We start from the raw sequence: 20,142 nt of genomic DNA on the forward strand, positions 1-20,142 counted from the left end.
AATAATTCACCAAATATTTTCTTCAGCAAATTTTAGTTATCACTAAAAAATTACATCAAACTATGAGGAATAATAACTGAAGTTTATGAGTATACAGATCTGTATAGACAGCAGGTTCCTATAATTTGTAAAATGGATTAAATTTAAGGGAATAGCTGATAACGGAAGCTTGAACATTCCTCGGGCCCTAAAGAACTTAGGGGGTAATCTAGACAGGTGTTTTCATTTTCATTGTTAAGTATTCCTGCCATTTGTTGATACGCAAGTCAATGTACGGGAGAACAGGAAACTTAATTAAAAGTGCTAAATATCTATTTAGATTAGTATTTTTAAATACTAATCCTTTTGAAGGATGTGAATATAATTTTTTTGAGAATTTTTATGGATAATAAAAAGAGCAATTGCAATTTTACAGAAGTGAGCCAAATTCTTTCATTTTGGCGAGATTTAGAAATTTTTACGATACCATCTGCTCCAACCGCGAAAGATAGTAATGAATTTACAAAGATCACCACCTTAAGGTTTGGTGAAGAATTACCTTGGAATAAGTCAGAGTATCAACCAACACAAAAAAATATATACACACATACAGTCTATATTGGTGTGACAGAGCAAGAATATCTCACCCGACTTATTTTGCAAAAGGTTGTAAGAAAAGAGTTGAATGATAAAGAGCGTGAACGCATTTCTGGTACTGGTTGGTTAGCTTCTTTTTCGGTAAATGAAAATGGGCGTTTGATTGAAGATAGTTATACACCAGCCAGTTATGTATATGGTACTCAAGCTTTAAGTGTAGGAGAGTCTCTTACAAATCTGAATGTTAGACTTACACGAGCAAAAGAAGAGTTTGCTCAGCGCTGTCACTGTTTATCTCAATCAAAACTGGACTATCGCTGTTCATGGAAGGATTTACAAAGTGAGACGGAATTAGTTCGTTCTATTTTTGAACAGGATGATCAGGCTGGGCTAGATTGGCGGTTTATCGTTGTTACTAAACGCTCTCCCAAAAAACCATCTGATTTAGAGAAAGTTGAGCAAGAAGTTAACTTTCTTAATTCATTTTATTTAGATGATCTTGACCAAATGCTGAAACAGAGTATGTCGAAGCAGCCATTTGGACAAGCATTATCAGCATATCTTGGCTCCTCGATTATTCATGATGATCGAATAGATATTTTAAAAAATCATGAGGCTATGGCGGAGCTTGTTTGTGCTTCACACTTGCCGATTAGTCGCTGGCCTACATCACCCGATAAACCATTGGTATTAGCACAACAAGCTGTTGTTGCACATATTCAAAACTTTTTAAGCAAGCAAGATGGAGTTATTGGGGTAAATGGTCCGCCTGGTACAGGAAAAACGACTTTATTATGCGATGTCATCGCAACAGTCATTACTGAGCGTGCCAAGCGAATCTCTGCGCTATCTACGCCTGAAGCTATATTTAAAGAACCTATTCGACTCATGGGGAGAATGTTCTCACCGATTTTAGAAGAGTTGGTACGGGATACGTCAATTGTTATCAGTAGTAACAATAATAATGCTGTGAAAAATATCTCACAGGAATTACCTGCACTTAGTAAACTAGAAAAGCAGTACGCATCAACCTCCTTGTATTTTCCAGAAGTCATAAAGGGGGTATTTGATAGTCAAAAAGTTCTAGATGGAAATCAAAAAACGATTCCGACTTGGGGAATCATTGCGGCTGCATTAGGTAATAGTACGAATCGTAAATCTTTTGCGCGGGCTTTTTTTAAGGAAGATCATGTTACTGATAACGATGAGGTGAGTAATAAAGATTCATTTGTATCAATGAAGCAAATACTTGAGGATGCTATTCCCCATGTGAATAGTTATCGCCAAGAATGGAATCAAACAAAGCGCGAACTTCTCGAATTAATTGAGCAACTAGAACAAATCCGTTCTATTTTGACGAAAGCAGAGCATGCTTCAGTGTCTATTTCTGCAATTAGGGAGAACAGAGAAAAGTTATCACAAACGGTTATACTAAAAAATAAAGTATTAAATGAGCATCAACAGATATTTGATCAGTTACAGCATGAATTACAAGATCAATCTATCTTAATACAGTCTAAACAGCAGATATTAAAGCAAATCCAGATCTCAGATGGACCTCGACTCTGGGATCGTCTATGCGCATTATTTGGTTTTCGGACACAGCGTCTGGAAATCTATAATAAGCGGATTAATGAGGTAACCTTATCATTGCAAAAAAATACGTCTCACTATGAAAACTTAATTGATGATAAGACAACACGAAATAAAGCGATAAAAATCTGTCAGCAAGAGTTATTAGAGCTTAATAATGAATCTCTCAAGTTAAAACAAGAATATGAAAGGTTAAGCCATGATTTATTGGAGATAAAGAATTTAGGCGTAAAAAATATTGTTGGTCCTGATTTATGGAAGTTATCATTTGAAGAACTCCATCGAACTTCAGTAAATACGTCAGAAGTCATAGATGATCTGAGGGCCCGTATTTTTATTAAATCAATGCAACTGCATAAGCTAACGATTTTATCTAATGCCAAGAGGTTCTTAAGCAATTTGAGAATGGTTGGACAAATGCTGGCAGGTAATGCAAAGGGATTAGAGTATGAAGGTCGCCCATTAATTTGGGATAGCTTATTTTTTGTTGTCCCTGTTGTATCGACAACTTTAGCTTCATTTAGTCGGCTTTTTGCAGGCTTGGGACAAGATAGTTTAGGCTGGTTACTTATTGATGAAGCTGGTCAAGCTACTCCTCAGTCCGCAGCAGGAGCAATTTGGCGGAGTAAAAAAGCGATTTTAATTGGTGATCCATTACAGGTAAAACCCGTATTTACATTACCTGATAGTATGGTTGAAGTCCTGTGCAAACAAAATAATGTAGATATCTCTTGGTCCCCGGTATTTGAGTCGGTACAAACGATTGCTGATCGAATAACACAATTTGGTTCATGGATTGGTGATGGTAATGTAAATGAACTATCAAGAATCTGGACGGGTATGCCCTTAAGGACACATCGTCGATGTGACGATCCGATGTTCTCAATCGCAAATAATATTGCTTATGCAGGGCAAATGGTGCAAGGTCGTGTCGATAACCTTGGAAACCCTAAAGTGACAGAGATTGCTTATGACATTGGTGCTAGTTCATGGCTCAATGTGGATTCAGTAGATTCTATTCATCCTGTTAATTATGAAGAACTTAATGTATTGATCTATTCATTAAGAAAGCTTGAAGCAAATCAAAAAAAATCAGCTGATCAGTCAAGAATCAAAGTATATGTCATTTCTCCTTTTAGAAAAGTTATCCAAGCTTGTAAAAAGCGTATTAGAGAAGAAAGACTAACAGGTATTGAATGTGGCACTGTGCATACCTTTCAAGGGAAAGAAGCTGAGATTGTGTTTCTTGTATTAGGAACGTGTAAGGATCAAGGCGAGGGGGCCAGAGCTTGGGCTTCCTCAAGCCCTAATCTGTTAAATGTTGCTGTAACTAGAGCTAAGAGTCGTTTATATGTCATCGGTAATATTCATACTTGGTCTAAAATGAATTACTTTTCGACTTTGTTTGATGCTATGCCAGTAAAAACAGTCAATATCACTAATAGATCAATTGAGTTGGAATAACTTATAGTCATTAAGAACCGTCATTCTTAAAGCTAAAAAAGAGCTTAAATAAGCTCTCTTTTAGTTCCAATGGACTTATTTACAACTAAAGTTTTCAGCTTTTTCGCTATCACCTTGACCATTGTAACGGGCAATCAGTGGGTAAGGACAAAGTGGACGGGTACGATCTGGTGCCCAATCTTGAGGAAGCTCAGTATTCACTTGACCACTCGGATTACCTGCACCGCGTGCAGTGGCAATGATTTTGTCAGGTGCTTGGCCATATTCGACCCAGTTGACTAAAGTGGTTAAAGCATCAAATTGGTCGGTTGCAATGCCACCACGGGAATGGTTCATGCCCGGAACTCTAAAGAAACGTGCGAATTCAGGTGCTGTACCTTTTGCATCATTTTTATAGTGTTGTAGCAGTTGATCATACCAATTTTGGGTGTCATCTACAGAGAAAACGCCATCTGCTGTGCCTTGTACCACAATTATTTTTCCACCGTGATTACGCAGTTTATCTAGATTCAGTTCATCGGGCGGCATCATGAATGACATGGAACTTTCGGTATACACATCATTGGTTGCCGAGAGTTTTGGATAGTCGGTATCGAAGTTAAAATTAAAGGCAAATTGTCTAGAGTTTTGAGTCACAGTTGGGTCGGGTGGAACCTGAAAAAGAATACCGACTGCAACTGGGTCACGCGCTGTTCCCACCGAAGACTCGAATTTCCAGCTTGCCCAGTTACTGCCGATTAAACCGGGGTCGAAAGGCTGGGTTGCATAGAGCGCTTGTCCAGCCGAATTTACAGGACCGTGGTAAATGTTGGCTAATACATCAATTTGTTCGGCGCTTAAACACGTGCCATCTCTTGTGCTTGAGCAAACGGGTACATCTTTGTGAATATCAAGAGCCGTACGGCAAGCCTCAACATCTTGTACCAAGCCATCTGCAACACCATCCAAAGCATCGCATCGATCTAAAATCGCTTTTGCTAAAACTTTACGCTCTGAAAGGGTAAGAGCGGTACTTAAGTCATTTTCATCTGTTGCGACACGACGGAGCTGTTGTGCTGTGTAGAGTTGAGCCGCGGCTGCACGAGGTAGGTGAAAACCCGGTGTACTTGCTAAAATTCCGTCATATTGGTCGCCCAAACGGGTTGCGGCAATCATGGCATGACGCCCACCATTAGATGTACCACCTGCATATGAGCGGTCTGGCAATTTACCATATGCGGCTTTAATTAGGTTTTTTGCCATAGGCGTGAGTTTGGTAATCGCACCGTAGCCGTAGTTGATTCTGGCTTGAGGGTCTAAACCAAACATTGGATTTTGTGAAGCATTATGCCCGGCATCGGAAGAAATAACCGCAAAGCCATCATGTAGGGCATTGGTCAGTGGACCACCGCTGCCGACCTGACCCGTTGCAGGGACTAAGTTACCATCGGTTCCACCATTGCCTTGATAGAGAAAACGGCCATTCCAATCAACAGGTAAGCGCATTTCAAAACCAATTTGATAGGTTTGTCCATCGATAGGACTTACACGTTGGTCCATATAACCTTTAACCAAACAATGTGTGCCAATCGGTTTGTTGGCGACAGTCAATGTGCCTGCTTCTTGAAGGGTAGCTGAGCTAATGACTGTATTGTTGTATTGAAATCCGAGTAAGTCTGAACAGCTTCCTGTCATTTTTACGCCAACAGCAGGAGACAACTGCGGTGGTTTGGTTGTTGAGGGAACCGTTGTGTCATCATTATCACTTCCACAGCCTGCCAAAGCGCCAAGCATGGCAAGCACTACAGCGGAATGCATCAAAATTCGTTTATTGTTGGTGTCATTCATTGATTCATATCCTTATTGAATGAATGGTTGTAATTAATCTAAAACCAAAAAATTAGCTGTGCTTCGTGCAATCATTTTGTTGTTTTGCCAAGCTTCACTTTCAAGATTAAGTACGGTTTTGCCTTGTTTAATGAATCGGCATTTTGTAATGACTTCGCCCACAGCACAGGGCCTTAAAAAATCCATGGTTAAGTTAATGGTAGTAGCTGGTTTACTGTCATTTGCAAGAAATGCAAAAAGCCCCATCACGTCATCAAGCATGGCGCAGACCATGCCGCCTTCAATGGTGCCGCGTGGATTAGTAAAGCTTTCTAGGGCTGTGTAATGGATGGTGAGTTCAGTGTTTTTGTCATTCCAATGGATATTGTGTCCACCCAAATGGTGATGGATGGGCGGTAAGTGTTCTAAAGTTTTTTGATCCATAATAAAGGCTCCATCCTTTTTATCAGTGTTATAAAAATGATTATTTCAAGCTGTAGGCATCATAAATAACCGCTTTGCCCAAGCGCATTGCACTCCCTACCGCAACGGTCTGGTTAAGCCATGAATATTTGGGTGAGCTGGTTTCAAACTGCATGGTAATTTTGAAATAGTAGTTTTTCGGGTCGACATCTTTGCCTTGAGCAAGCTGTTTTAGTATTTCTGCCGAGCCATGTCGGTAACCTTTGGTTTGAAGATAAATAAGTGCACCGTCATCGGTTTCTAACAAATATCGCGTATCAATAATTGCCAATCCTTTACTGTCGACAATTTGCCAATCTGCGCCATTATTTAAAATGCGGCCCTTAAGTGATTTCCCTTCAAATGTCCCACCTGTAATAGGAATAATTCGGCGCTTACCAGCATCACTGGTTGTGCCTAATTCCCAAACAGGCGCATTTAAATCAACACTAAATTTTGCTAAAGGCTCAAGCTGAATAGGTGGCGGGCTATATTGTGTTTCGGCATGAGTCAGGGCAATCAGACTCATGCCGCAGAGTAGAGCTACAACTTTCTTCATGATGAATTTCCCGAAATAAAAAGAGGTTCTATCTGTGACAGAACCTCTTGTTTTGAATTATTTAAATTTCCATGTGTAGTCAATGTTGATACGGGTTTCGTTGACAGGTTTGATGTTGGCTGTAGAGAGCATGTTGTTGTCATATATGGCGTAGCGCGCGCGCAACCCTAGATTTTTTAACCAGCCACTTTGAATGGTGTAGCCTAAATCAAAGTCTGTTTCGCGTTCTTTTAGATTGGTTCCGCCTAAGTTGGGTGCATAAATATTGTGACCTGTGGTGTAACGGGTCATAAAACGTAAACCCGGTACATAATCTTTAAAGTCGTATTCATAACGGAAGCTATAGGCTTTTTCTTTTGGGTTTAAAAACTCGCCCGGCCACGTATCAATCAGAAGTCCAGTTTCACCTCCCGTCAAATATGGAAAGGCGGTGTCGCCGTGATGTTGGAAGGTTCCAAAAATAAATTTATGGTTTTGATGTTTAAGTTCGAAATGCGCATGATACAGGTCATTATCGACTAAGCCTGCTTTTGCTTGTCCGTCATCTCGGCTGCGGTAGTAACGTAATTGTGAACTCAGATTGGTGCTGTCATTAATTTTATATTGATGTAATACACCGACCAGCGTCTGATGATACAGATCATCAACATCCATATAAAAAGCGGTGAGCTTGAATGCGGGATTGAGCTGATAATTCCCGCCTAAATAATAGAGCCCATCGGTTTCGGCACTTTTAAAACGTCCATTCACGCCTGAAATTTTAATTTTTTCGTAGTCGGTCGAATCACGATGATTCACTTTATCGAGATAGGCCGCTTGTAAGTCGAAGTCTTTAATATCTTTACTGGTTAGTGAAATACCTCGATAGGTCTGAGGAAGCAAACGAGCAGGTGAAGCCACTAACACCGGGTTCATTGGCATGAGCGTACCGATGCGTAGCTCGGTCTGGCTCATTTTCGCTTTTGCTGTGACCCCAATTTCGCCATAAGAGTCAGCAGGTTCATTGGTAACCGTATTTCTGATTAAATTGCCGGTACCTGCATGTTGCGCATCGGCATCCAGCTTAAAGCCGGCCGTCGCAAGTACATCTAGCCCAAAACCGACAGTCCCTTCGGTATAACCTGAATTGGCTTTAAGAATAAACCCTTGTGTCCAGTCCTTGGCAGCAGGGTAAGCAGATTGCTCTTGGTAGTCGCGGTCAAAATAGAAATTTCGCGTGGTGAGTTCTACTGAACTGTTGTCAATAAAATTGCCAGCCCACACTGAACCAGAGAGCATAAGGGTAGAGTACATCCATAATTTCGACATCGCATTTCTTCCTGAAATAACATTTTTTTGTTTTAAACAAGGCATGATTGTTGTGTCTGCCTGATTTGGTTTTTTAATCGAATTATTTTCCGAGCAGTTCTCGGGCCACGATTTCCTTCATAATTTCATTGGTTCCCCCATAAATTTTCTGTACCCGTGCATCCACAAAAAAGCGTGAAATCGGGTATTCCTGCATGTAACCGTAGCCGCCAAAGAGCTGAAGTAACTGATCAATCACTTCACATTGAGTGTCGGTGATAAAGCATTTCAGTGCGGCAACTTGAGTGACACTTAACTGCTGTTGTTGATACAGCGCTGCACATTGATCTACAAAGGCTTGTGCGGCTTTTGCTTTGATTTGCGCGTTTGCGAGCACAAAGCGTGTGTTTTGCATTTGACTTAACGGTTGTCCGAAAGCTTTGCGTTCCAGCACATAGTCTTTAGTAATTTCAATGGCGCCTAAAATTGACCCCAACGCCATCATGGAAATGCTTAAACGTTCGCGAGGTAACTCTTGCATTAAATAAGTAAAGCCTTGTCCTTCTTCACCCAAACGCTGAGTTGTAGACACATAAACATCATCAAAAAATAGTTCGGCTGTATCTTGAGCATGTAGCCCGATTTTTTGTAATGAACGGCCTTTTTTAACGCCGTCTAACGCAGAGTCGACTAAAAAAATGGAAATGCCTTTTGCTTTGGCTTGCGGATCGGTTTTTGTTACTAAAACGATCAGATCGGCATGCAAACCATTTGAAATAAAAGTTTTTGAACCATTAATACGATAGTGGTCATTTTCTAAAATGGCTTGAGTGCGTATGGCCTGTAAGTCTGAACCAGCATTGGCTTCGGTCATGGCAATTGCAGTGACAACTTCGCCTGTCACCATTTTCGGTAACCAATAACGTTTTTGCACTTCGGATCCAATATTTTGCAGGTAAGGAGAGACCAACTCATTTTGCCCGCCAATGGCAACCGCCAAAGATGCAAAACCCGCTTGAGCCGTTTCTTGAACCAGCATGAGTGAGTAATGAACTGGAGCACCGTAGCCACCATATTCTTCGGGTACATCGACGCACAAAAAGCCATTTTCCCCAAGACGAAGCCATAGGTCACGTGGGATAAGGCCATCGTGTTCCCATTGTTCGTAGTAAGGAGCAACCTGTTCTTTTAAGAACCTGCGATAGCTGTCCCGAAATAGTTCAAATTCTGTATCGTGTGGCATGTTGAACCTTTTTTTAGGCAAAAGTGAGGCTAAGGCCCAAACCAAAGTTTGAGCTTGCTTTTCTATTTCAATTGCTTATTGCTTTAAGGTAGGCACCCGAATAATCAGTGGGTTTTCGGCCTGCTTTTGATAAAGTTCATCAATTAAAGCGGCTCGACGCTTGGTAATATTGCCTTGATTGAGGTTGCCTTTATCGGTCACTTCACCTGCATCGAGTTGAGGTGGCTCGGTCATTAAATAAAGCATTGAGACTGTATTTGAGCTACCGGTCGCATCTTTATTAAAGGTCGTTAAAAATTGGCGGAACCATTGCTGGACTTTAGGATGCTGTAGTATCTCTGCTGGAGAATGTTCGCCCAGCTTAATGCCAGCTTGTTGAGCACAAGCATCTAGTTTTGGAAAAATCAAAAAACCAACCGCATTCAGGTTTGAACCTGTAATACAAACATCTTGAATCAGTAAATTACCTTGAATGAGTACTTTGTTGCGTAGTGTGCCCACATTCACAAAAGTACCTGTATTGAGTTTAAAATCTTCGGCAATTCGTCCGTCGTACATCAGACCTTTAGTTGGATCATTCACATCGACCAAACGAACAGCATCGCCAGTATGGAAAAAGCCTTCATCGTCAAACACAGTGCTTTGCTGGTCTGCCTTTAAACGCCAATAACCTTTCATGACATGTTTGCCACGAACACAAAACTCAAGTTTGTCACCACATGGAACCAACTTGATTTCGCATCCCGGAGCCGGGTAACCAATAAAGCCAGCCATCACACGTGGGCCAGTGGTAAAAGCGCAAGAGGGAGCAGTTTCAGTCATGCCCAATCCGCTCATAATGCGAATTTTTTCTCCGCAATGTTGCTGAGCAATTTTATCGAGTCTGTTCCAGCCCGCTTCTGAAAGCGCTGCACCTGCAAAGAATAAAATTTTAACTTTGGCAAAAAAGCGGTCTCTTAATTCTTCATCTTTTTCTAAAGCTTCGGTGAGTTCTTCCCAACCTTTTGGCACATTTAAATAAACGGTTGGAGAAATTTCTTTCAGATTACGAATGGTTTCGTCAAATTTTCCTGCAACGGGTTTGCCGTCATCAATGTAAATGGTGCCACCGTTATAGAGCGCAATGCCGACATTGTGACTACCACCAAATGTATGGTGCCAAGACAGCCAGTCGAGTAGGACAGGTGGTATTTCTTCAAACTCAGGGAAAGTCTGTAATAACATTTGCTGATTCACACACAACATTAAATGCGTGGTTGGTACAGCTTTAGGCAATTTGGTTGAACCTGACGTAAATAAGAATTTAGCAATTTGGTTTTCATCAAGGGTTTGATAAAACTCTTGAACATTTGAAACAGGCGTATCTAATAGCGATTGAAAAGACGTGCAGATCTGATCACCCACAATCCCTTTATTGGTCACCACTTCAATATCAGGCGTAATACATGCCTGAATAGCTTTGGCGAAGGTTTGTCCATCGTTGGCATAGACCATACCCGGTGTCAGCACTTCAAACACATGTTTAAGTTTGCCAAAGTCTTGGGAAATCAGAGAGTAGGCGGGTGAAATCGCCGAGAAAGGCACGCCTGCCAGCATGGCAGCCATAGACAGTGTTAAATGTTCGAGATCATTACCACTTAAAATGACCAGAGGTCTTTCTTTGCTTAACTTACGTTCATGTAATGCCTGAGCAATGTGCCATGCACGTTGTAAAACTTCTGCATAACTCAGTTTAACCCATTCACCTTGAGCATTGCGTTTTGCTGCAAAAATATGGTCGGGCTTGGTTTGTGCAAAATGAATTAACCGATCTGTCAGTTTTTGTGGATACGGTTTTAATTGCTCTTTTGGGCTGATATAGAGCGTGTCATCTTTATGGTGATAATGAATATCATGTTGCCCTAATTTTACGAACCGTTCGCGGTCTTGTGATTGAGTGGCATTCATTTGCATTTCTTTCACTCCATGGGGAAGCGCATCACTGCGCTTTAATTTTTTGCATCATGCAATTTTTATTTAATCTGTTGTTGTCCGCATTAGCCTGACTAAATCGGGTAATGACGTGATTGGGTCTGAATGGTGATCCAGCGTAGTTCGGTAAATTCGGCAACAGAGACTTTACTACCAAAACGTCCGTAACCACTCGATTTTGTTCCGCCAAATGGCATTTGAGCTTCGTCATGTACGGTTGCGCCGTTAATATGACAAATACCCGAATCAATTTGTTGAGCCACTTCCAGTGCTTGCGAAATATTTTGACTAAACACTGCCGAAGAAAGGCCGAACTCGCTGTCATTTGCCAGTGCTACGCCTTCTTCAATGCTTGAAAAACGTTGAACTGTGCATACAGGTCCAAATGATTCTTCGCGGTAAAGCAGCATGTCAGGTTTAATATTGAGTACCAGCGTCGGTTGCATGGTGGTGTCTTCAATATGAATGCCTAAAGGTAAGTCAGCCCCTTTGTTTTGAGCATCTTCCAGCAAATGCTGAATACGGTTTGCAGCACGTCGACTTTCTAAAACACCGAGTACATTGTCTTTTGAAATTGGATTACCTGCCCGAATAGAACGCGTTTTCTCAATCAGCTTTTCAATAAACTGGTCGGCAATTTTGTCTTGAACCAAAACACGTTCGGTCGACATACAGATTTGACCCTGATTAAAGAACGCTCCAAAAGCGACTGCATTTACGGCTTCATGAATATCAGCTTCATTTAAAACCACGACAGGCGCCTTACCACCCAATTCAAGTAAAACTGGTTTTAAATATTTAGCCGCAGTCTCGGCAATAATTTTTCCGACTTTGGTTGAGCCGGTAAAATTAATACGCTTCACGGCTGGATGAGAGACTAAACGCTCCACGATTTGTGGTGCATCTTCGGCGGCATGGGTAATGACATTCACTACACCTTCACCAAGACCTGCTTCATGTAACACTTCACCAATCAGACGATGTGTTGCTGGACAGGCTTCCGATGCTTTTAACACTACCGTGTTACCACAAGCCAAAGGCATAGCAAGCGCACGTGTTGCCAAAATGACAGGGGCGTTCCAAGGTGCAATCCCTACAATGACACCGCAAGGAACCCGTACACCCATCGCAAGATTGCCCGGCACATCTGACGGAATGAGGCTTCCGTCAATTTGTGTGGTCATTGCTGCGGCTTCACGTAACATGTTGGCAGCAAGATGAACGTTAAACCCATACCATGTTGCAGTTGAACCTGTTTCTTGCATTCCAGTTTTAATGAATTGCTCGGTCTTTTGATCCATTAAATCGGCTGCTTTTAATAAGCGTAAACGGCGTTCGGTAGGCGAGAGTTTCGACCATATTTTAAAAGCTTGTTGTGCCGAGTCTATTGCACGATCAACATCTTCCAATGTTGCAGCAGCAGCTTTTGTTGCCACTGATCCATCTATGGGACTAATACGCTCAAACGTTACCTGATTTGATGCATCAACAGATTGACCGTGAATAAGTAACTGTACATTTTGCATGGGTTGTGTCCTTACATTGCCATTAGAGAATCAAAAGTTAACCAGTACGTTTATAGCTCTGTAAACCCGGTTTAATTGATTTTTCATCTAAAAATTGTTTCAAACCTTCTTGGCGACCATTTTCTGTATCGCGGTGGATACATTGATCAAGTTTGGCATATAAGTAATCTTCATTTTGATCCCAAGTCAGTTCACGGCAACGCTTAAAGCCATTTTTAGCGGTACGAAGAACCACAGGGTTTTTCTCAAGTAGACAGTTTGCAAGCTCAGTCACTTCTGCTTTTAACTGTTCAAGCGGTACGCTTTTATTCACAAGGCCCATCGTTTCAGCTTCTTTACCACTAAAGGTTTTACCCGTCATGATGTAGTACAAAGAGGCACGGTGACCAACAGTGTCTGCCATTGCTTTGCTTACAAGGTTACCCGGTGGGATCCCCCAGTTAATTTCAGATAAACCGAAAGTTGCTTCATCTGCTGCAATTGCGAGATCACACGCCACTAAAGGTGAGAAACCGCCACCAAAGCACCAGCCGTTGACCATGGCAATGGTTGGTTTTGAATACATGCGAAGAAGTTGCCACTGCCAACGGCATGAGTCACGGCGAATACGTTCTTGATAAATTTCTGGTTGAGTATCGACTTCACGGAAATATTCCTTCAAGTCCATGCCTGCTGTCCAAGAATCACCTGCACCCGTCAACACAAGCACACGTGCATTTTGATCAAGTTCTATGGCTTCGAGTACATCAATCATTTCACGATTGAGTGTCGGGCTCATGGCATTTTTCTTTTCTGGGCGGTTTAGTGTTACCCATGCAATTCCATCTTCAACTTTAACATCTACGGTTTCCCAGCGGTTTTCATAACTCATCTTCATACTCCTTGAATGATTTTTAGCTGTTCTGGGATTTAATTTAATATCAGCTAAACTTACATTCAAGTGTTTTTTGTAAAATTTCATAAATATTTCATAATTAATTGTATTCTAAACATTAATTAATTTTATTGATGATTTAATATAAAAATATGTTGATTTTTTAGTAAGTTTAACTGATATTTTTGCTGTGTTTAAACAATAATACACAAAGGGCTAAATGGAACGACTAGTCAATAAGGGATAACACAATGGAAAAGATATTAGGACAGTCTGCAAGGGCAAAAATCACGTTGCTATTATGCTTTGCAATAGCAATTTTTGAAGGTTTTGATCTTCAGTCAATGGGGGTAGCCGCTCCAAGAATGCGGGCTGAGTTTATGTTGGACAATGGCCAGATGGCATGGGCATTTAGTGCTGCAATTTTAGGAACACTACCAGGTGCCATATTGGGCGGTAGGTTTGCAGATATCGTCGGGCGTAAGAAAATTCTGATTTTTAGTATTTTACTTTTTGGAATTATGTCTTTGCTAACGGCTTATGCTGCTAACTTTAGTTTGCTGTTACTCATTCGTTTTTGTACTGGTTTAGGAATGGGTGGGGCACTTCCAATGATGATTACACTGGCATCTGAAGCTGTACCTGATAAATATAAAGGAACCGCGGTGAGTATTATGTATAGCGGCATTCCTTTTGGTGGATTACTTACTTCTGTCGTTGCTATGTCGTTGGCAGGTGATGCAGAGTGGCGTCATATTTTCTATATTGGTGGGATTGCGCCAATTCTACTCATTCCACTGATTATGCGCTTTTTACCTGAGTCTAATGATTACCTGCAACGTAAAGGTCAAGCGCAAAAAACCACGCCATTTTTGGAAGTTTTATTTGCCAAAGAACGTCGTATGTCAACCATTCAGCTTTGGGTCAGTTTTTTCTGTACGCTCGTTGTACTGTATTTCTTGTTGAACTGGTTGCCGTTGCTGATGGGCGCGCAAGGCTTATCGAAACTTCAGGCAAACTATGTGCAGATGGGCTACAACGTGGGTGGAATTTTAGGTTCAATCCTCATGGGTGTCTTACTTGATAAATTACGCATGAGCTTTGTGATTAAGCTGATTTATCTCGGCATTTTATTCTCACTGTGCTGTTTGGCAATATCCCCAAACGTTGCCTTACTTGCACTTTCGGCAGTGGGCTGTGGTTTATTCATTGTGGGCGGACAATCGGCGTTGTATGGTCTGGCTGCCATGTATTATCCAACCGAAATGCGTGGGACGGGAGTGGGGGCAGCGGTTGCAATCGGGCGTATTGGTTCTTTTGCAGGGCCTTTAATGGCAGGGTTTTTACTCTCGCTCGGACAAAGTTCGACCATTGTAATTGGTTCAAGCATTCCAGTGATTTTAATTGCAGCGATCTCTGCATTACTTCTTGTCAAAAAACCTAAACAGCCTGTACATTTAGTACAAAGCTCAGGTGCTGGCTAAGTTTCAACGAAAGTATGGGGTTCGAGCCTCATACTTTCATTACAGATTTTCTTATGTTGATTGAAAGGTTATGGTACGTTCAAATTTAGTTCAAAAAAAAGCAGAAGATGAGCCGAAATTAAGTTACATGATCGCTCGTGTTGACCGGATCATTAGTAAACATTTAACCGAACATTTAAAAGAACTTGAAATTACCTTGCCGCAATTTACGGCACTTTCGGTTCTAGCTTCAAAAAGTAATTTATCCAATGCCAAGCTTGCTGAACGTTCTTTTATTAAGCCGCAATCGGCTAACAAAATTTTGCAAGATTTATTGGTTAATGGCTGGATTGAGAAAAAACAGGACCCAACCCATGGCCGCCGTATTTTAATTACCCTGACTGAAAGCGGTGTTGAAAAGCTAAATACATGTAATGAAGTGGTTTTAAAAGTCGAAGAAAAAATGCTTGAAGGCATTGATATTAACTTGGCTTATTTAATCCGTAATAATCTCGATATTATGGTCAATAATCTTAAAAATTTTTGATGAAAGATAGTTTGCAATTTAATTTATTAAACTTAATCGAAATGCTTAAGCACTGATTCACACAGAAAATTTATTTCATTTTACAAATGAACTTGCTAGCATCGAAGTGACGTTTTTGGTGATGTGTGGCAGCGAATGTCTTCAGGACAACAAGTTTTACTTAAACTAAGAAAAATGATTATTTCAGGGGAACTTGAAGGCGGTGCCAGAATTGCCGAAATTCCGACTGCCGAGTTACTTGGTGTTTCAAGGCAGCCTGTCCGTATTGCCTTTCGCTTGCTTGAGCAAGAAGGCCTCCTGATTAAAAACCCAACTCGTGGTTACACGGTTCGTGAAATTTCAGAACAACTGGTTCATGATGCGCTCGAAGTGCGCGGTGTGCTGGAAGGGTTGGCTGCAAAAACTTTGGCAGAACAGGGCTTAAGCGAAGAACAGAAAAAGACATTGCAACACTGCATTCAAGAAACTGAAAAACTCTTTAATGAAACAGACGAGTTTGGCGATGCTGAGCTAGAACGTTATCATCATTTTAACGTCATTTTTCATGACACGATTATTGAGGGCGCGCAAAACGTCGCACTCATCCAAGCCTTAGCAAAAAACAACCAATTGCCGATGGCTTCTGCTCAAGCCATTACCTATGACCAGAACCAAGCTTTGTCAGAATATCGTCGTTTGCACTATGCGCATTTACAGCATTGTTCGATTTTCGATGCATTGGTACATCGTCAGGCAGGGCGTGCTGAAACCTTAATGCGCGAACACAGTAGTGTGGTGATTTTGGGTGAAACCCTAAGAAATGTTCTCAGCGCTTAAAGTGAAAAGTTCCTTTATTTTTGAATAAAGGAACTCGGTTGTTAAAGCTCAATCACAAGATGTTTGGTTTTTGCACGAGAACAGCAGGGCGTAAATTGGTCATTTAGTGCATGTTCCTCATCGGTCATAAATAGATCCCGATGATCTGGCGTGCCTTCTACAACGCGTGTAATACAGGTACCGCAAATGCCTTGTTCACATGAAACCGGGATATCAAAACCATTTGCAATTAATGCCTCAGTAGCAGTTTGCTCTGGTAGTACTTCAATTCGACGGCCCGTACCTTTCACTTCAATCGTGAAAGCTTCATCGTTAGAGGTATCTACTTTTTGAGCGACAAAATGCTCTTGATGTAACTGATCGCTATGCCAATCTGCTTGTTCGGCTGAGCTCATGACAAACTGCATAAACCCTGTTGGTCCACATACATATAAGTGTCTGTTTGGTGAAACTTGGCCTAAAACCTCTGCCATATTACATTCGGTATCTGGCTGATCTTGAATATGAAAATGGACTCGGTCACCAAAGTGCTCGGTTAAGTTGCCATAGAAGGCAATCATTTCATGACTACGAACAAAGTAGTGTAATTCGAAAGGTATATTGGCTGACTTAAGCCGATACGCCATCGACAAAATAGGGGTAATACCAATACCACCCGCAAATAAAACTGCCTGCTTTGTTTGAGGGTGAATTTCAAATAAATTGCGTGGTTCACCAATCTTTAAATGGTCGCCTTCACGATATTCGGTGTGGATGCAACGTGAGCCACCGCGTGAATTGGCATCATGTAAAACACCAATGACATATCGATGCTTTTCAGTGCAGCAGTTTGAAAGTGAATATTGACGAATTAGACCGTTTTTTAGATGCACATCAATATGTGCACCTGCCTCAAAATTCGGTAGCGCTGTACCATTTGCCGAGACCAACTCAAAAGCACGTATGGTAGGGGTAAGCTGGTGAATTTTCTGAATAATAACGTCCATGTTCATACTCCTTTAAATAATCCGAATGTTTGGAAACTTCTGTGCGGATGTTTCAGGAGGTGTTTTATTTTCTTCGGCAAGTAGTCGCTCAATCACCTTACGAGACTGTACACCACCTGCGTCGATGTTGAGCATGAGTAATTTGCGATGTGGATTGTTTAAAATATTTTGCTGCTGTTGCTCAAGCATTTCTAAATCTTCAGTAAAGATTTTGCCTTGGCCTTCACGGATTTGATCGGTGAGTTCTGCATTGTCAGGCTGGAAGTTACGTGCCATTCCCCAGAAATACCAGTGTGAGGTTTCGGTTTCCGGTGTAATAAAATCGACCACAATTGAGGAAACTTTTTTGTCATTTGGTGCATGGTAACCACCGTGTCCGGCATGCGCTACACCCACTTCAATGTGGACATTACTTGGCGCAAAGAAGTGGCAACGTTGCCAACGGTCAACGGGTACATCATCTGCTAAGTGGTTACCACGAAGCGCCATTTGCCAAAATGGAGGTGCGATCACATTTTCCATATAGCGTTCGGTAACGACATGGTCGCCGTCAACTTTAGTGACTGGTAATGATTCATCAATTTCTTTTTGTCCGATGCTGCTGGAGTGAACATAGGTCTCGTGGGTTAAATCCATCAGGTTATCGACCATCAAGCGATAGTCACACTGAATGTGAAACAGGCCTCCGCCATAGCTCCATTCTGGATGCTCTGCCCATTCTAAAGTTGGCAGTTTTGCTTCATCTGCTAAAGCTTTCTCGCCTGGCCATATCCAGATAAAACCGAACTTTTCGACAACTGCATATACTTTGTTGCAAGGGAAACCATTGACACGTTGAGCTGGCATTGAAACGGTCTTTCCGTCACAACCCATGACTAAGCCATGATATCCACATACGAGGTTGCCATCTTCTACATAGCCAAGTGAAAGTGGGGCACCGCGATGGGGGCAAAAATCTTCAACGGCTGCAACTTGGTTTTCTTTGCCACGGTAAAAAACAATTTTTTCACCACAGATAGTGCGACCTAATGGTTTGTCCTGGATTTCTTCTGGGCGGCAGGCAACATACCAAGCATTTTTAATGAACATTGTGACGACTCCTTATCACTTATTGGATCCAATTTATAGTAAATAAAAATATTGGTCAATTGATAAGCAGTATATTTTTTAAAAATATTGATCTATGTGTTTAGTTGTTATGTATGTATTTTAATGTTGTTGAAGGCTTTTTGTATTTCTTTTAAATTTTGTGGTTGAAATTTTTATTAGCTTTTATTTGGATCCATACTTCTCAATCCCATACTAGATTTGGATAGCTCTTGAAGTTACAAATTTAAAAATGGATAAATAATTTATGGATCCATATTTTTTATTTCATAAAGTTAAAATAAATTATAAATATATTTTTCAATAGCTTGATTTGTTGTTAATTAAATTTTAAAAATATTGTTGATTTTTTGGATCCAAATATTCAGTATAGAAAAAGAGCAGGATGCTCCAAAAAAAATATTCCTCTAGGTCATTATGGATACGGATATGCATAACCACCCAATCGCTCTTATCGGCAATGTCGTGTGTATCTCTTATCCACATTGGGAGATACACAAATGGAAAGAGATGTTTTAAGTGAGATCAATCAAAACAACATGAGTCGCTACCAATGGTTCATCATTTTGATCTGTATTTGTCTCAATATTATTGATGGCTTTGACGTGATGGTAATGGCATTTACCGCTCCATCCGTGTCAGCAGAATGGTCACTTTCAGGTGCACAAATTGGTTTGTTACTCAGTTCCGGCCTGTTTGGAATGGCTGCTGGTTCCATTTTTCTCGCACCGTTAGCCGATAGAATCGGTCGCCGTTTACTTATCTTGGTTTGTCTTGTGATTGCAGGTCTTAGCATGTTGGGCTGTGCTTTTGTACAAAGTCACGACATGTTGGCAGCACTTCGCTTTATTACTGGAATCGGGGTGGGTGGCATTCTTGCAAGTAGTAATGTATTGGCAAGTGAATATGCCAATGCTCGCTGGCGCAGTCTTGCAGTGAGTTTAATGTCTACAGGTTATGGCATTGGCGCGACACTTGGCGGAGTACTATCACTGGCATTGATTGAGCATTTGGGTTGGCGTTCAATCTTCTTGGCAGGTGGGGTTACCACTATTGCAATGCTGTTGATCAGTGCCTGGTTATTACCAGAATCTTTAGATTATTTACTCGCGAAAAGACCAAAACAGGCACTAGAACGTATTAATGCAACTGTAAATCGTATGGGGATAAATGAATTACCGGTTATGCCGCGTTATGAAAAAATCAGTACGCAAAATGGCAGTGAGCTGAGCAAATTATTTGCAGGACAGCTTGGATTTCAAACACTTTGTCTTTGGTTTGCATTCTTTTTAGTGATGTTTGGCTTTTACTTCGTGATGAGCTGGACACCAAAAATTCTTATTTCAATGGGGATGTCACCTGAACAAGGTGTAAGTACCGGTATTTTAATTAGTATTGGTGGGATTTTCGGGGCAGCCATTATTGGTTTATTGGCATCACGTATGAAAATTTTCTATGCCTTAAGCCTGTTTTTAGGTTTAACCTCGGCATGTGTTTTCCTATTTGTCGCAGTCTCTGCTCAAGTCAGTGTTGCACTCATGGTGGGGTTATTACTTGGCACACTTATTAATGGCTGTGTAGCCGGTTTATATTCGATTTCTCCAACAATTTACGATGCTGAAATCCGTAGTCGTGGCGTAGGCTATGCCATCGGTTTTGGTCGGATTGGGGCAATTTTATCGCCAACGGTTGCAGGCATTTTTTTAGATCAAGGGATTGCACCCGCAACGCTGTACGCCTATTACGGTGTGGTGTTTATTTTAGCCATTTTCCTGATTTTAAGTTTAAGTAATGCTTTTTACCGAAGTCAGAAAGAGCAGAACTACTCGCTTAAAACAGCACCTTAAATCATTAAAAATTAA

The 20,142-nt window shown here is 41.1% G+C and carries 15 protein-coding genes; 5 read left to right on the forward strand and 10 right to left on the reverse strand.

The genetic code is table 11. From position 1 onward, the window contains the following. The first annotated feature begins 381 nt into the window (after positions 1–381). Complete coding sequence (locus MSG93_RS12400; protein ID WP_324622051.1) at positions 382–3,633, forward strand: DEAD/DEAH box helicase; 3,252 nt, start codon at positions 382–384, stop codon at positions 3,631–3,633. Between the two features lie 75 nt (positions 3,634–3,708). Here the strand turns inward: MSG93_RS12400 and MSG93_RS12405 are convergent, their stop codons facing one another. From MSG93_RS12405 to MSG93_RS12440, 8 genes are all read right to left on the reverse strand, one after another. Then, a complete protein-coding gene (locus MSG93_RS12405; RefSeq protein WP_324622052.1) occupies positions 3,709–5,460 on the reverse strand; it encodes a tannase/feruloyl esterase family alpha/beta hydrolase in 1,752 nt (583 codons plus the stop codon). 33 nt (positions 5,461–5,493) lie between these two features. After that, positions 5,494–5,883 (reverse strand): PaaI family thioesterase, encoded by a 390-nt coding sequence (locus MSG93_RS12410; RefSeq protein ID WP_324622053.1) that lies wholly within the window; start codon positions 5,881–5,883, stop codon positions 5,494–5,496. A gap of 40 nt (positions 5,884–5,923) precedes the next feature. After that, positions 5,924–6,460 (reverse strand): DUF3237 domain-containing protein, encoded by a 537-nt coding sequence (locus MSG93_RS12415; RefSeq protein WP_324622054.1) that lies wholly within the window; start codon positions 6,458–6,460, stop codon positions 5,924–5,926. A gap of 57 nt (positions 6,461–6,517) precedes the next feature. Continuing rightward, positions 6,518–7,768, reverse strand: a complete 1,251-nt coding sequence (locus MSG93_RS12420) for an OprD family porin (RefSeq protein ID WP_324622055.1) — start codon at positions 7,766–7,768, stop codon at positions 6,518–6,520. A gap of 82 nt (positions 7,769–7,850) precedes the next feature. Next, the gene (locus MSG93_RS12425; RefSeq protein ID WP_324622056.1) at positions 7,851–8,990 is read right to left on the reverse strand and encodes an acyl-CoA dehydrogenase family protein; all 1,140 of its coding nucleotides are present in this window, start codon (positions 8,988–8,990) and stop codon (positions 7,851–7,853) included. A 75-nt stretch (positions 8,991–9,065) separates the two neighbouring features. After that, positions 9,066–10,952 (reverse strand): feruloyl-CoA synthase, encoded by a 1,887-nt coding sequence (locus tag MSG93_RS12430; RefSeq protein WP_324622057.1) that lies wholly within the window; start codon positions 10,950–10,952, stop codon positions 9,066–9,068. A gap of 83 nt (positions 10,953–11,035) precedes the next feature. Next, positions 11,036–12,487, reverse strand: a complete 1,452-nt coding sequence (locus MSG93_RS12435) for an aldehyde dehydrogenase (protein ID WP_324622058.1) — start codon at positions 12,485–12,487, stop codon at positions 11,036–11,038. A gap of 37 nt (positions 12,488–12,524) precedes the next feature. Beyond that, positions 12,525–13,364 (reverse strand): p-hydroxycinnamoyl CoA hydratase/lyase, encoded by an 840-nt coding sequence (locus tag MSG93_RS12440; RefSeq protein ID WP_171056853.1) that lies wholly within the window; start codon positions 13,362–13,364, stop codon positions 12,525–12,527. A gap of 248 nt (positions 13,365–13,612) precedes the next feature. Between MSG93_RS12440 and mhpT the strand changes: the two genes are divergently transcribed. The 3 genes from mhpT (at position 13,613) to MSG93_RS12455 (ending at position 16,187) form a co-directional block, all read left to right on the forward strand. Then, on the forward strand, positions 13,613–14,845 hold the full coding sequence (gene mhpT, locus MSG93_RS12445) for a 3-(3-hydroxy-phenyl)propionate transporter MhpT (RefSeq protein WP_324622059.1): 1,233 nt from the start codon (positions 13,613–13,615) through the stop codon (positions 14,843–14,845). Positions 14,846–14,915: 70 nt separating this feature from the next. Further along, complete coding sequence (locus MSG93_RS12450; protein WP_324622060.1) at positions 14,916–15,371, forward strand: MarR family winged helix-turn-helix transcriptional regulator; 456 nt, start codon at positions 14,916–14,918, stop codon at positions 15,369–15,371. Between the two features lie 123 nt (positions 15,372–15,494). Continuing rightward, positions 15,495–16,187 carry a GntR family transcriptional regulator gene (locus MSG93_RS12455; RefSeq protein ID WP_005802836.1) on the forward strand — a complete coding sequence of 231 codons (693 nt, stop codon included), beginning with the start codon at positions 15,495–15,497 and terminating at the stop codon, positions 16,185–16,187. A 41-nt stretch (positions 16,188–16,228) separates the two neighbouring features. On the opposite strand, the gene MSG93_RS12460 is transcribed toward MSG93_RS12455, so the two are convergent. Next, positions 16,229–17,173 carry a PDR/VanB family oxidoreductase gene (locus MSG93_RS12460; RefSeq protein WP_324622061.1) on the reverse strand — a complete coding sequence of 315 codons (945 nt, stop codon included), beginning with the start codon at positions 17,171–17,173 and terminating at the stop codon, positions 16,229–16,231. Positions 17,174–17,185: 12 nt separating this feature from the next. Beyond that, complete coding sequence (locus tag MSG93_RS12465; protein ID WP_324622062.1) at positions 17,186–18,262, reverse strand: aromatic ring-hydroxylating dioxygenase subunit alpha; 1,077 nt, start codon at positions 18,260–18,262, stop codon at positions 17,186–17,188. Positions 18,263–18,780: 518 nt separating this feature from the next. Here MSG93_RS12465 and MSG93_RS12470 point away from each other — a divergent pair. Beyond that, entirely contained in the window at positions 18,781–20,127 is a 1,347-nt protein-coding gene (locus MSG93_RS12470; RefSeq protein ID WP_324622063.1) for an MFS transporter, read from the forward strand. Positions 20,128–20,142 lie beyond the last annotated feature (15 nt).

It is taken from the genome of Acinetobacter sp. IK40 (genome assembly GCF_035615075.1).
Classification (GTDB): Bacteria; Pseudomonadota; Gammaproteobacteria; order Pseudomonadales; family Moraxellaceae; genus Acinetobacter; species Acinetobacter courvalinii.